Annotated in this window: 11 protein-coding genes; 7 read left to right on the forward strand and 4 right to left on the reverse strand. The window is 50.0% G+C overall.

Annotated elements, in window-relative coordinates:
- Positions 1–123: 123 nt before the first annotated feature.
- From mazG to rlmD, 3 genes are all read right to left on the reverse strand, one after another.
- Positions 124–933 (reverse strand): nucleoside triphosphate pyrophosphohydrolase, encoded by an 810-nt coding sequence (mazG, locus tag E1N14_RS14850; protein WP_313906108.1) that lies wholly within the window; start codon positions 931–933, stop codon positions 124–126.
- Between the two features lie 122 nt (positions 934–1055).
- Positions 1056–3266: a GTP diphosphokinase gene (gene relA, locus E1N14_RS14855; RefSeq protein ID WP_044734857.1), complete on the reverse strand. Its 2211-nt coding sequence runs from the start codon at positions 3264–3266 to the stop codon at positions 1056–1058.
- A gap of 126 nt (positions 3267–3392) precedes the next feature.
- Complete coding sequence (rlmD, locus tag E1N14_RS14860) at positions 3393–4730, reverse strand: 23S rRNA (uracil(1939)-C(5))-methyltransferase RlmD (protein WP_025011655.1); 1338 nt, start codon at positions 4728–4730, stop codon at positions 3393–3395.
- A 99-nt stretch (positions 4731–4829) separates the two neighbouring features.
- On the opposite strand from rlmD, the gene barA reads away from it, so the two are divergent.
- The 7 genes from barA (at position 4830) to E1N14_RS14895 (ending at position 11242) form a co-directional block, all read left to right on the forward strand.
- A complete protein-coding gene (gene barA / locus E1N14_RS14865; RefSeq protein WP_025011654.1) occupies positions 4830–7613 on the forward strand; it encodes a two-component sensor histidine kinase BarA in 2784 nt (927 codons plus the stop codon).
- Positions 7603–8202, forward strand: coding sequence for a YjaG family protein (locus tag E1N14_RS14870; RefSeq protein ID WP_045283864.1), 600 nt, complete (start codon positions 7603–7605; stop codon positions 8200–8202). The genes barA and E1N14_RS14870 overlap by 11 nt, the downstream gene beginning before the upstream one ends.
- A gap of 1 nt (position 8203) precedes the next feature.
- A complete protein-coding gene (locus E1N14_RS22195; protein WP_025011653.1) occupies positions 8204–8578 on the forward strand; it encodes a DUF3319 domain-containing protein in 375 nt (124 codons plus the stop codon).
- A gap of 277 nt (positions 8579–8855) precedes the next feature.
- A complete protein-coding gene (locus E1N14_RS14880; protein WP_025011652.1) occupies positions 8856–9068 on the forward strand; it encodes a hypothetical protein in 213 nt (70 codons plus the stop codon).
- Positions 9037–9417: a DNA methyltransferase gene (locus E1N14_RS14885; protein WP_025011651.1), complete on the forward strand. Its 381-nt coding sequence runs from the start codon at positions 9037–9039 to the stop codon at positions 9415–9417. The genes E1N14_RS14880 and E1N14_RS14885 overlap by 32 nt, the downstream gene beginning before the upstream one ends.
- 812 nt (positions 9418–10229) lie before the next feature.
- A complete protein-coding gene (locus E1N14_RS14890) occupies positions 10230–10757 on the forward strand; it encodes a hypothetical protein (protein WP_025011649.1) in 528 nt (175 codons plus the stop codon).
- A gap of 209 nt (positions 10758–10966) precedes the next feature.
- Entirely contained in the window at positions 10967–11242 is a 276-nt protein-coding gene (locus E1N14_RS14895) for a hypothetical protein (RefSeq protein ID WP_025011648.1), read from the forward strand.
- Between the two features lie 185 nt (positions 11243–11427).
- On the opposite strand, the gene E1N14_RS14900 is transcribed toward E1N14_RS14895, so the two are convergent.
- Positions 11428–12852, reverse strand: coding sequence for a bifunctional diguanylate cyclase/phosphodiesterase (locus E1N14_RS14900; RefSeq protein ID WP_025011647.1), 1425 nt, complete (start codon positions 12850–12852; stop codon positions 11428–11430).
- Between the last annotated feature and the right edge of the window lie 134 nt (positions 12853–12986).

Raw genomic sequence — 12986 nt, forward strand, 5'->3', positions numbered from 1 at the left:
CTCGAATGAAAGCACCAGGACGGGGCGACAGTATATCAAAGCCCCTGCCATTTACCAAACAGGAATGACGATAATTTTTACGCTCTGATCTCATTCGCGCAATTTTAATCCAGGCTTCGCCTTCTACTGGATTTCACCGCGCTCTTCACGCTTGACCTGATCCCAATAAGCATCCAGTGCCTGCAGATCATGTTCTTCAAACGGCTTGCCGCTGGCATTGGCTTTTTGCTCGACGGCGCGAAAACGCCGCTCAAACTTGTTGTTGGCCCCTCTGAGGGCCTGCTCGGGGTCCACCCCCAAGTGGCGCGCCAGATTCACCGCAGCAAACAGCAAGTCGCCCACTTCGTCCTCAACCCTGGCCTTATCCGGCATGGCTTGACGCGCTTCGTGCAACACTTCTTCAATCTCTTCGTGTACCTTGTCGACCACGGGCTCAAGCTCAGGCCAATCAAACCCTACCCGGGCGACCCGCTTTTGGATCTTACCCGCCCGCGCCAACGCCGGCAGCGCCTTGGGAATATCGTCCAGCACTGAGTGCAGCTCGCGCCCGGCGCGCTCGGCCGCCTTGATACGTTCCCAGTTGTTCTTGGCATCCGGTGCCGAGTCAAAACTCAAGTCGGTATCGGCGGCAAACACATGGGGATGACGATTGATAAGCTTATTACATATCCGCTCAAGCACAGTGGCGAAATCAAACCAGCCCTTTTCCTTGCCAAGCTGACAATAGAACACCACCTGAAACAGCAGATCGCCAAGCTCAGAAGGTAACTCCTGCCAGTCGCGGCTCTCTATGGCGTCGGCCACTTCATAGGCTTCTTCCAGGGTGTAGGGCACTATGGAGTCAAAATCCTGCGCCCTGTCCCATGGGCAACCCAGCTCAGGGTCCCTGAGCTTTGCCATAATCTCAAGCAATGCATTGATATCTGCCGCCACCGCCGTTACTCCTTTGTTGCTAATACGCTTACCAATCCAACGACTCTTTGATAAGTCTTAAAAAACAGCAGGACGCAACCTATGCGTCCTGTTTTTCGTGTCACTCGCATACCAATCCGGCATCAGAGCCTGCGGGCTTCTATTACCCCGTCTATCTGGGTCAGCTTGGAGATAACCCGGGATAAACCGTCGAGGTTATAAAGCTCCATCTCAAGTTCAATGGCCGCAGTCTGGTTCTTGAGATCCGATGAGGAACTCATCGCCAGCACATTGGACTTTTCCGCCGCCAGCACAGAGGTGAGATCCCGCAGCAGACCGGTTCTGTCATTGGCCACCACTCGAATACGGATTTTGTAGCCGCCGGAGTAGTTTTCGCCCCAGACCACATCCACTACCCGCTCGGGATGGGCGCGCATCAGTTCCTTGACCTGCTCACAATCGGCTCTGTGCACCGAAATACCGCGCCCCTTGGTAATAAAACCGAAAATTTCATCACCGGGCACCGGCTGACAGCAGCGCGCCAGATGGCTCATCAGATTACCGACACCATTGACCTCTATCTGGCCGCGATTGGCGCCTATGGGTTTCTGCTGACCTTTCTTGACCAGCTCTTCCACCGCCTCTTCGTCAGAAGGCTCCTGAGTCCTGAGCCGGCTCTGTACATGATTGACCACTTGGTTGAGGCGCACATCGCCGCCACCTATGGCCGCCAACAGGTCGTCCATGTTGGTCATGTTGAAGCGCTCAATGGCGCTACCGACATCCTTGAGTGTCAGCCCCACCCGCGCCAGTTCGGCTTCCAACATCTCGCGTCCGGCCACTAGGTTCTTGTCCCTGTCCTGCTGCTTGAACCAGTGTTGGATCTTGCTGCGGGCTCTGGAGGTCTTGATATAACCCAGGTTGGGGTTAAGCCAATCCCGCTTCGGATTGGGATGCTTGGAGGTGATGATCTCGATGCGCTCACCGGTTTCCACCTGGTAGGTGAACGGCACTATGCGGCCATCGACCTTGGCGCCAATACACTTGTGGCCCACCTGGGAGTGGATATAGTAGGCAAAGTCCAGCACGGTTGAGCCGGCTGGCAAGTCCACCACTTCACCGGACGGGGTAAACACATAAACTCTGTCTTCGAAGACCTGGGCCCGGATCTCCTCCACCAGGTTGCCGCTCTCGACCACATCTTCCTGCCACTGCAAAATCTTGCGCAGCCAGTTGATCTTCTCTTCGTAGCCACTCTGTTTGCCGGAGTGATTGCCCTCTTTATATTTCCAGTGAGCCGCCACCCCGAGCTCGGCATCTTCATGCATCTGCTGGGTACGAATTTGGATTTCGACTGTTTTGCCCTCCGGCCCCACCACCACAGTGTGAATCGACTGATAGCCGTTGGGTTTGGGGTTGGCAATATAGTCGTCAAACTCTCTGGGAATATGGTGCCAAAGGGTATGCACTACACCGAGCGCACCGTAGCAGTCCTGCAGCCGGTCGGTGACGATTCGCACTGCACGCACGTCAAACAGCTCGTCAAATTTAAGCTGCTTGCCGCGCATCTTGCGCCAGATGGAGTAGATATGTTTGGGGCGGCCATAGACCTTGGCACGAATGCCTTCTTCATCCAGCCGCGTTTGCAACTGATTGACAAAGTTGTCGATAAAGACTTCACGGTCCAGGCGCTTGCCGTCCAGCTGCTTGGCAATCTCTTTATAGGTCTCGGGATGCAGATAACGAAACGAGATATCCTCCAGCTCCCACTTGAGCTGACCTATGCCCAAACGGTTGGCCAGCGGCGCGTAGATGTCGGCAATTTCCCGGGCCAACAATACCCGGGTTTCTTCATCGTCGTTTTTCACGGCCCGCAGCAGGCATACCCGCTCGGCCAGTTTGATCACCACGGCGCGTACATCTTCCACCATGGCCAGCAACATCTTACGGATATTGTCGATTTGCGGTTCGCTGCTGCGGCTGTCATTGCCCACCTTGAGTGCGCCTATGGCATCCATGGTCTTGACGCTGTTGACCAAGGTTGCCAACTCGGGGCCAAAGTCTTCGGTGAGCTTGGCTTCATCGACTATGCCCACCTCGAAAAACACAAATAAGATGGCAGCCTGCAGAGTTTCGATATCCATGTTGAGCGGCGCGAGGATCTCTATCATCTCCCGCGCCTTGGCCTGCAGCTCGGCTTTGGGACGCTTGCACTTACCCATAGGCAGTGCTTCCACCTTGGCTATCAGCTCCAACAAACGCCCGGCATCGGCGGAGTCGGCCACATAACGATTAACCCACTCATCCAGATTGAAATCAGGATCCTTAAAGTGTGCTTCGCGAACAGATACCATCTCACCTTCCTTTAGTGTCCGATTAACAGACTCAACAAGACTCCCTATCTTGAGCATACCCGATGGGATGTCAAACCCCCGTGAGTACCTTTATTGATAAAATTGACTCGATAGACAATAAAAGCATCAATTCCGCACAAACAAGGCCATGGCTTCGGTGTGATGGGTCTGGGGAAACATGTCCAACACACTGAGGCGCTCCAGGCGATAGCCTTGCTCAAGCAACAAGACGCTGTCCCGCGCCAGGCTCGCCGGATTACAGGAGACATACACCACTCGCTCGGGCGCGATGTTTTTCAGATAAGAAAGCGTCTCATAGGCACCGGCCCGGGCGGGATCCAGCAGCAGTTTATCCACCTTACCAAGCCAGGGCTCGGCCGAGAGGTCGGCGCTGAGATCGGCGCAAAAGAACTGCAACCCTTCAAGCCCGGCCTGTTTGGCATTTTGTCTGGCCTGCTCAACCATGGCAGGCACGCCCTCGACACCTGTGACCCTAGCGCCGGTGGCCGCCAACGGTAGACTGAAGTTACCCATGCCGCAGAAGAGGTCCAGTATGTGCTCGCCGGCTTTGGGTTGCAGCCAATCTATGGCCTTGGCCACCATGGCGCGGTTTACTTCACCATTGACCTGAATAAAATTCCCCGGATTAAACTTAAGCGTCAGCTCACGGCCATTGGCGCCGGATAAGCGGTAGCTTGGCTGATTGCCCGTAAGGTACTCACACTCGCCCTGATTGTCCTGCAGCACCAACTGTAATCCTTGCTGCCCGGCAAAAGCCTTGAGCTTTTCCTTGTCTTTATTCACCAGTGGCCGGGTAATTCTCAGCACCACAAAACGACCGGCTTCGGTTTCAATCAGCTCCACATGACCAAGCTGAGCCACGCCCTGCAGGTGAGCCAGTTGCGCTGCCAACGGCTTTATCAGTTCCGACAACGAAGCCGCCAATACAGGACATTCGCCAATGGCAACTACCTTGCTGCTGGACTTGGCCCTGAACCCCAGGGTGAATTCGCGACTTTGTTTGTCATACCAGGTCGCCAGTCTGGCCTTGCGTCTATAATGCCAAGGGGCGGAAGCCAGCTCGCCTATCTCCGGCAGCTCGGATAGGCCAGAGAGTTTGGCAAACAACTCGGCCAGGGCCCGGCGCTTGTGCTGCCGCTGGCTCAAATCTGACAAGTGTTGCAGATCGCAGCCGCCGCAAAGCGCATAATGGGGGCATTGGGGTTCAACCCGCTCCGGCGATGTTTGGGTGATGCGGATGAGTTTGCCCCTGGCATAGTTCTTTTTTTGTTCGGTGAGCTGCACCTCGGCGCTCTCACCGGGTAACAAGCCGGGAATAAACACCACTTTGCCCTGATATTGACCGATCCCGGCACCCTGATGATCCAATCCGGAAGCCGTGAGTGACAGTTTTGCGGAGACTTTCTTGGATCTGTTTGGTTTTTCTCTAAAAAATTGTGCCATCTAGGCCCCTGAAACAATAAAAAACTGGCAAAGACGCCGGGATATCTGGCAGTCTATCTATAGCCGTAAAACAAACTATCTGGAATACCTATACCGCCCATGAACAGTGCGAATAACATGACCAAGTACAGCCTCAGATCCTGGGTGCTGGTATTGGCCCTGGCTCCTACCATTTTGGTCGGTATTCTTCTGGGCAGTTACTTTACCATAAATCGCTTTTATGAGCTTGAAGATACGCTCATAGAACAGGGCAGCAATATCATAGAGCCGCTGGCTATCGCCAGTGAGGTAGGCCTGGCCGCCAATAACCGCGAGGCCACCAAACGCCTACTCGCCGCGGCTCAGCTCAACAAGTCGACCTTGGTGAAATCCATCGCCATCTTCGATGCCGACAATCAACTGTTTGTCACCTCCCACTATCACAAAGACTTTGAGATTATGCGCTACAAGGGTGCCATCTCGGATCTGGCCCGCACCGAGTACGATCAGGTAGGCGACAGTCTGGTGCTGAGAGCGCCTATTTTCGCCGCCGGCAGTCTGTTGGCGGTAGACGATGCTCCCGGCTTCAATGAGAAACCTCTGGGTTATATCTCTTTGCTGCTAAACAAGGAAAAGGCGCTGCTGGAACAGCACAGAGCCGCGGTGGCGGCTTTTATCATAGTGCTTATCGGGGTGCAGCTGAATCTGCTGTTCACCTTCCGTTTGGTAAAGAATGTGACTCAGCCAATCACAGACATGGTGCGGGTGGTGGCCAAAATCCGCGAGGGCAAGCTGGATACCCGGCTGGAGGGCAATCTCATCGGTGAGCTGGATCTGCTCAAACGGGGGATTAACGCCATGGCGGGCTCCTTGTCGGAATACCATGACGAGATGCAGCAGAATATCGATCAGGCGACCTCGGATCTCAGGGAAACCCTGGAGCAGATTGAAATTCAGAACGTTGAACTGGACTTGGCCAAGAAACGGGCACTAGAAGCCAGCCGAATAAAATCTGAATTTTTGGCCAACATGTCCCACGAACTGAGAACGCCGCTCAATGGCGTGATAGGTTTTGCCCGTCAACTATTGAAAACGCCGCTGCACGCCAGCCAGATGGAATATATTCGCACCATTGAACGCAGTGCCACCAACCTGCTGAGTATCATTAACGACATCCTCGACTTCTCCAAGTTGGAAGCCGGCAAAATGGTGCTGGAAACCATGCCGTTTGCCCTCAGGGAAACCCTGGATGACACCATGATGCTGCTGGCCGGTTCTGCCCACGAGAAGGGGCTGGAACTTGTGGTGGATGTGGCCCCGGAAGTGCCGGATGCCGTCAGCGGCGATGCCATGCGGGTGGGTCAGATCATCACCAATCTGGTGGGCAATGCCATCAAGTTTACCGATCAGGGCAGCGTGCTGTTGAAGGTGGATATCAGCAACATCAAGGAAGACAAGTTGCTGCTTCACTGTGAGGTGTCAGATACAGGTATTGGCATTGAAGAAAGCCAGCAGGAGTTGCTGTTTCAGGCGTTCGGCCAGGCCGATTCATCTATCTCACGCCGCTTCGGCGGTACCGGCCTTGGGCTGGTGATCACCAAACGCCTCATTAACCAGATGGGCGGCCAGATAGGCTTTAGCTCCCGGGTGGGTAAAGGCTCCACCTTCTGGTTTACCCTGCCACTGATGACCAGCCAGTTCCCGATAGGTGAACCGCTGCCACTGGAGCAGCTCAGAGGCAAGACGGTATTACTGTTTGAACCCAGGCCCTTGACCCGCTCTGTGCTCAACCGCCGTCTGCAACAATGGCAGATGCAGGTCAACAGTGTTCACACTGTGCCGCAATTGGAAGCCGAGCTTGCTCAAGACAAGGCGCATTTCCACTATGTGCTGCTCGGCTGTCATGGTTTCGATGGCCCGACTCAGTTGCAGGCAGTGCTCAAGAGTGCCAGACAAGTGACCGAGGCCCTTATTGCGCTGTTCGACTGCCATGATCAAGAGGCACTGGAGCGCTATATTCGCCCTGTGGTAGACCTTGTTCTGAGCATTCCTGCCAGCGAATACCTGATGGCACGCAACATGATTTATCTGCCACAGGAATCTGAACTCAAGCCCGCCCTGCCCAAGCTGGTTGAGCCGCAGCAGCGCCACAAACTCAATGTGCTGGCGGTGGATGACAACCCGGCCAATCTCAAGCTGATTGACACCCTGCTCGATGAATTGGTTACAGGGGTGACCACCGCCAGTAATGGCGAGCAAGCGGTGAATCTGGCCAAACAGCGCAGCTTTGATTTGATTTTTATGGATATCCAGATGCCGGGAACCGATGGCATTACCGCCACCCGGCTCATTCGTCAGGACTCGTTGAACCGCAATACCCCCATCATTGCGGTAACCGCCCACGCCATCAATGAGGAGCGCGAGCGGATCCTCAATAGCGGCATGGATGGCTACCTGCCCAAGCCCATAGATGAAGCCGCACTGAAAGGAGTGATCAGCCGCTGGATTACCCGGCCCAAGTTTACCCATTTTGACCAGCACACCCTCAACTGGGAGCTGTGTCTTACCCAGGCCAATCAGAAACAGGATCTGGCGCTGGATATGCTCAGAATGCTAATTGACTCCATGCCGGACACCACCAGCAACATCCAGGAATCGCTGGAGCAGGATGACGCCGCCAAAATGCAGGCCAGTGTCCACAAACTGCACGGTGCCTGTTGCTACTGCGGCGTACCGACGTTGCAAAAACTCTGTCAAACCGTGGAAGGCGGTCTCAAACAAGGCAGCAGCATTGCCGAGCTGGAGCCGGAAATACTGGAGTTACTTGATGAGTTAACTAAGGTAGAATCTGCGGCAAAACAAGTGATATCCCAACTTTCGATGGATTTAACCGATGACAACTAAACCGGGCTTCTTTAAACGCCTAAAGGCGCTGGAACTGCCACAAAAGAAACTCTTTGCCGTGGCGCTGTGCCAGCGTATGTACCCCAACTACCAACTATTTTCCGAGGTGTGTGAATTCGGCGATCCCCAGGTATTGGATACGGTACTCAACCTGTTGTGGCAGTCTTTATATGACCGCAAACTCAAGCTGAACCTTGAACTGCAGATGGCAAAACTGGAAGAAAACACCCCGGAGCCGACCCAATTCGACGCCTATGGAGCCTACCCGGCGATGGATGCCGCTGTGGCACTCAGTTCACTGCTGGGCGCACTGGAAAGCAAGGTGGAAGACGACATCACCAATATCTCCAAGCTGTCATCCGGTACCGTGGCCCACTATATCGAAGCCATAGCCGATCCCGAATTGGATGGTGAAGCATTGGACGAGTTTGTATTCAACCACGAAGTGATGCAGGAAGAGCGCGAATTGCAGGGATCCTTGCTGGAAATAATCGAGGAAAACCCGCAGATAACGGCGGAGTTTGTCAAAGCACTGCGCAAGGAAATCGTCATGAGCGGCGTATCTAACATAGGGATCAGCGCTCAATAAGATGCGTAAGCTTGTTTATCGTGGCTATATCCTCAGCAATACCGACGGCCTCACAGACAGCTGGACCCTGACCATAGGCCAGACCAGCCGTACCGGCTCTTTATTTGAGCTGAGAAGGCAGATCAATTTCTTTGAAGAGTTGGGGATATTGCCACAGCCGAAAATTGCTGACGCAACAGACACCGAAACAACCGCCAATAAACCACTGCAGACCGGGAGCCAAAAGGCTCAAACGGCTTCCCGCCAAGCTACTGATGGAAAAGCCGCTGAAGGAAAAACCAAAGAGAGAAAGGCGGGAAAAGGCGGCGCAGGGGGAAAAAGCGCCGATAAAGGCTCACAGCGAAAAAGCACTTCACCCAAAGGCCGCAAGTCATAGCAAAGACGGGGAAAATCGTCCGTCACGCCATTATCCAAAGCACCAAGGATGCGATCCCATATTATGCCAAGATGTACTGCACCTGCACGGTTCCCTACTGTGGTCATACGTTCGTGGCAACCTGGTCACATCAACACACTCAACCCAGGGCTGCAATCAACCACCGAGCAACTGAGCGGATCATTATGTGCGAGCACTAGGGTGCTGAAGGCTTTGCCAAGGGCAGCAGTGGCTACTACGAAAAGTGCAAAGCGCTGCGCCAGCATGTGTTTGCCCCTTGATTGATTACTTCAAAGAAGAAAAAGCCCGCACCGGCGTCACCAACAAAGAGATCAATCAAGCCACCGGAACCCAGATGGCCAGCCATTGGTTTACCGCTTCGCAGTGGCAGTTACCCAATGCAGAGCAGTATCAAAAGCTGCAGGCCTTGTTTACTCAAAAGGCGCTGGAACAGGACTATGATACGCTGGAAACTGAGGCTGGAGACTGAATTTGTGGCGCTGCAGCGCCAATACCAAGGTTTGGCACAAGAATTTGACGACTTGAAAGCACAGTACCAGCACTTGCGCCGGCCATTCACGGTATCCAAAGATGTACCGTTTACCGATGTTTGGCACTACCCAGCTGTGCCCTACTACCCAGGCAAGCATCCCTGTGAAAAACCCGCAGCCATGCTCGAGCACATCATTAACGCCAGCAGTCGCCCCGGAGACGTTGTCTTGGATTGCTTCATGGGTTCAGGCTCTACCGGAAAAGCCTGCAAGGCACTAGGCCGACACTTCATCGGTATCGAGTTGGATGAAGGGATATTCAACCAAGTTAGGGCAACAATGGAGTAAATACCTGGGGGAGATAGTGAACGACAGGATTAGCTTGCACTCTCCCTTATCCCCTTAATGGCCGCAGGTGGCAAACAGTAGCAACAAGTAACAATTCAGATGAGCGGGAGGTTTATAGCTTGATACATGGTGACTACTTCCATCTTTCAGCAAAATACGAATATCAGTGCAATTTTTCGCGCTCGTTTTATGTAGTGATAGCTGGTAGAGTTCTTAGGAAAGTGCAACCATCAATCATAGGCAGCATCACTATCGCGTGGCTGGACCAACTCACTACCGACCATTGCTAATGAAAGGAAATCATGTACGAAATAATGAAAGCATTTACAGAGCCAGCTGTTATAGCAAGTGTGGTATTAACTTTTGCTCTTCAGTACGTTTTTAAGCACCTGCCTCCACGTGTCAAATCACTGCTGAGAGGCAGTAGGTTAAAAGAGTTACGAAAGTTGAAGTCGGCTAGAAGAAACCCCGATGAGGTCTCTTTTCAATCAATGAAGGCTCATGCATATTTCTTGGTATTTATGGGAACCTGTGCATTACTTCTTGTTCTTGTCACAATGGGACCATTAACTGTCCTGTTAGAATACCCTTTATGGATGCTGTTATTAGTTTCCTGTCCAGTATTCATGACCGAAATAGCATGGTTAAGGCAGGACTTATATGCAAAAAACCTAATCAAGTCACGCCACAAATTACGAATTAAAAGCAAACAAGAGAGACTCGTCAAATCGCAACTTTAATGCATTACTTAGCCAATGCTGTTTAGTGAAGACTTCAGATGACACTATAAGTAATACTATATGGAGTAATTAATGAGCAGTATTAACTTCATTTCTCTCGATAAAATTAATCCAGAGGAATTTATACCAATATTAAACAAAGTAAGTACTCGTAATCATCTTATAACCCATGATGAATTTGATTCTTCATCAGTTAGGAGTTGGATTGATGAAAAGCTAAATGAAGATAAAATCGATGGTTGTATCGTTAGAGCCATCGAAACTGATGGAATTTTAGTTGGTTGGTGCGGTATTCAATCATCAGAGTTAGGATTTGAGATCGCAATAGTGCTTGATAATACTTGCTGGGGTATTGGAAAAGACGTATTTAACTCATTGATATATTGGACCAAAGATTATGGACACAAGATCATTTACATACATTTATTACACACACGCCCAGAGTACCACTTCTTACGAAGAATGTCTCAAAGAGTATTTCAAACAGAGATGCTAGGCGATAGATTTACAACTTACGAGTTAAACGTTGACAATCTTGTATATCAGAAGGATAAGATGTATATAGACACTCATAGAATTGATAAAATTGTTGTTCGATAGCTATAAAATCATGAATGCAGCCTTTGGAAACGAATAATAAAGCACTTAACTTTATCCCCTTGGAATTTTAAGCACCAAACAATTCTTAGCATTCTCAGTCACAAGCAAAGCTGAACAATCCGAGATTATTACGAGAACTGCCTCACAGAAAAGTATTACATTCATAGGATATCTTGCAAGTCAGGAAATTTTTTATCAAGGACAGATAAATGAATATACAGGAAAAATTTGAACTATCGGAAGGAGTTACAATCTTGGCTTGCTCAGGTTATGAGAATGTATTTGATGTTATTGGCAAGAAACTCAATCTGATTTGTGATGGTGAGGCTCGACAAACCTTAACTGTATCCGGCGAAAAGAAAATGATTAATCAGAAGACTAATTTTAAGCAAAAGGCATTCGAGACCCATGATAAAGTGTTGTTGTCACAGGAAGAAGCCCAAAATGGCAAATGGCAGTTAATCGGTGATTGCCTCATAAGCTGATGACATTCTCAAGGGCAAGCAGGCCTTTGAGGATGGCATTAAACACAACTTGGTCATTTGGCACCATAGCGCCCGTTACAACGAAGAAAGTGACAAAACTCGCAGCCACTATGCAGAGATGGCGCTAATCAACTTAGGAGTCCATGTGAGAGCTGGGAAACCGATAAGGAGTTACTTAATTCAAGCTACGTTGGGCCATGTGCACAAACACGGTCCCTTCCTCCTTGTTTAGCTGCGTACATAGCTTCATCTGCTCTAGCAAGAAAACTATCTATTGACTCTTTGGTTTCAAACTTTGCCAGTCCCGCACTTATCTTTATGGTAATGACTTCTCCAGTATCTAGAGTTAATGGCTCAGACTTGAGACGTTCCCTTAACCTATTACCAAACTCAAGACCAGATTTCAATTCTATACCAGGAAGAACAAAGAGGAATTCTTCACCTCCAAGACGACCACAAAAATCAGACTTGCGTCCCATCCCCGAAGCAACACATGCAAATTTAACGAGTGCCGCATCACCGGCAGCATGCCCATAAGTATCATTAATACTTTTGAAGTGATCCAGATCGATAGAAAGGACACATAAACCAATGCCAGAACGAAGAGAGAGCTCTATACTTTCACTTAAACGTTCTAATGTTGCCCGCCGGTTTGGTAACCCTGTCAATTCATCAGTTCTCGCCAAAGCGGCAAGCTCCTCTTCCAACTTTTTCTTAAAGAGAAGATAGCCAATGGTATCGGCGAGCGACTCCATTAAAATGTAATCGTCTTTGGAAAATGGATCTGTTGGAGAAACACTTGAAAAATTCAACGTACCATACAGCCCACCATCTAAATATATAGGGGTTCCTATATATGATTCCAGTTTAAAACTCTCATAACACGGATGATGTTTAATTCTGCTTTCTCTCACATAGTGAAACCCAACCGTTTTATTTTCTTTTAGTGTATGAACACAATAAGTCCCATCAATATTGAATACTGTTGATTCTTCTAGACCTTCATTGAGGTCAACACAATATTCAACTATATAGTCTTTTTTAATGATATGAGAAATAATCGCGATTTCCAAACCAAAGTGCTCAAGACCTACTTTAAGTAATTCATGAATCTTTTGATCTTGATTCAATACAACATCAGCAGTGATGTTGTGGATCTTTTGTAAGGTATCCAATGATTGGTCTGCAGATCGTGCCGGCCTGATAATTCCGATAAATCCGACAACATCACCATCTTTGGAACGCATGACGGCGCCTGTAGTTAACCCAAGGAAAGACTCGCCATCAGCACGAAGATAGGGAACCCGATAATTCTCAGCAGCAGCTTTACTGGCAACATTAAAGCGTTTTTTCCCCTGTATTGAGAAGTCTTCTTCCTTTGCGTAAAAGACTTTCGTTTCCTTGCCGTACAACTCACTTTTTTTGTACCCAAATAGACGCTCTGTTGCTGAGTTAACATAGATAATTCGGCGTGCAGTATCAGTTACAACAACAGACTCTTCAACATTGTCGAATACTTCGGTCAATAGTAGTGGGGAAATCGTGCTAACGCTCATTCCACATTCTGAGGATAGAGCTTTAGCAGTATCTGCTATTGTGCTTCCTTTCATACATGCTCCTTGAATACCTACGATTAGCCCTACTATAACCATAAAATAGGCGTTTTCTCAAACCATCCCACACGAGCTCTTAAGTGACGAATATTTATCATGCTTGGTTATCAGACCAATGCGCTCTATGTCAA

Origin of the sequence: Shewanella algae, assembly GCF_009183365.2 — a bacterium.
Classification (GTDB): Bacteria; Pseudomonadota; Gammaproteobacteria; order Enterobacterales; family Shewanellaceae; genus Shewanella; species Shewanella algae.

Excerpts from the sequence above, each read along its gene's own strand:
- E1N14_RS14890 (WP_025011649.1), top strand. The coding sequence starts at position 10,230 with ATGAGCAGTATTAACTTCATTTCTCTCGATAAAATTAATCCAGAGGAA.
- rlmD (WP_025011655.1), bottom strand. The coding sequence starts at position 4,730 with ATGGCACAATTTTTTAGAGAAAAACCAAACAGATCCAAGAAAGTCTCC.
- relA (WP_044734857.1), bottom strand. The coding sequence starts at position 3,266 with ATGGTATCTGTTCGCGAAGCACACTTTAAGGATCCTGATTTCAATCTG.
- E1N14_RS14900 (WP_025011647.1), bottom strand. The coding sequence starts at position 12,852 with ATGAAAGGAAGCACAATAGCAGATACTGCTAAAGCTCTATCCTCAGAA.
- E1N14_RS14885 (WP_025011651.1), top strand. The coding sequence starts at position 9,037 with ATGATACGCTGGAAACTGAGGCTGGAGACTGAATTTGTGGCGCTGCAG.
- E1N14_RS14895 (WP_025011648.1), top strand. The coding sequence starts at position 10,967 with ATGAATATACAGGAAAAATTTGAACTATCGGAAGGAGTTACAATCTTG.
- E1N14_RS14870 (WP_045283864.1), top strand. The coding sequence starts at position 7,603 with ATGACAACTAAACCGGGCTTCTTTAAACGCCTAAAGGCGCTGGAACTG.
- E1N14_RS22195 (WP_025011653.1), top strand. The coding sequence starts at position 8,204 with ATGCGTAAGCTTGTTTATCGTGGCTATATCCTCAGCAATACCGACGGC.
- barA (WP_025011654.1), top strand. The coding sequence starts at position 4,830 with ATGAACAGTGCGAATAACATGACCAAGTACAGCCTCAGATCCTGGGTG.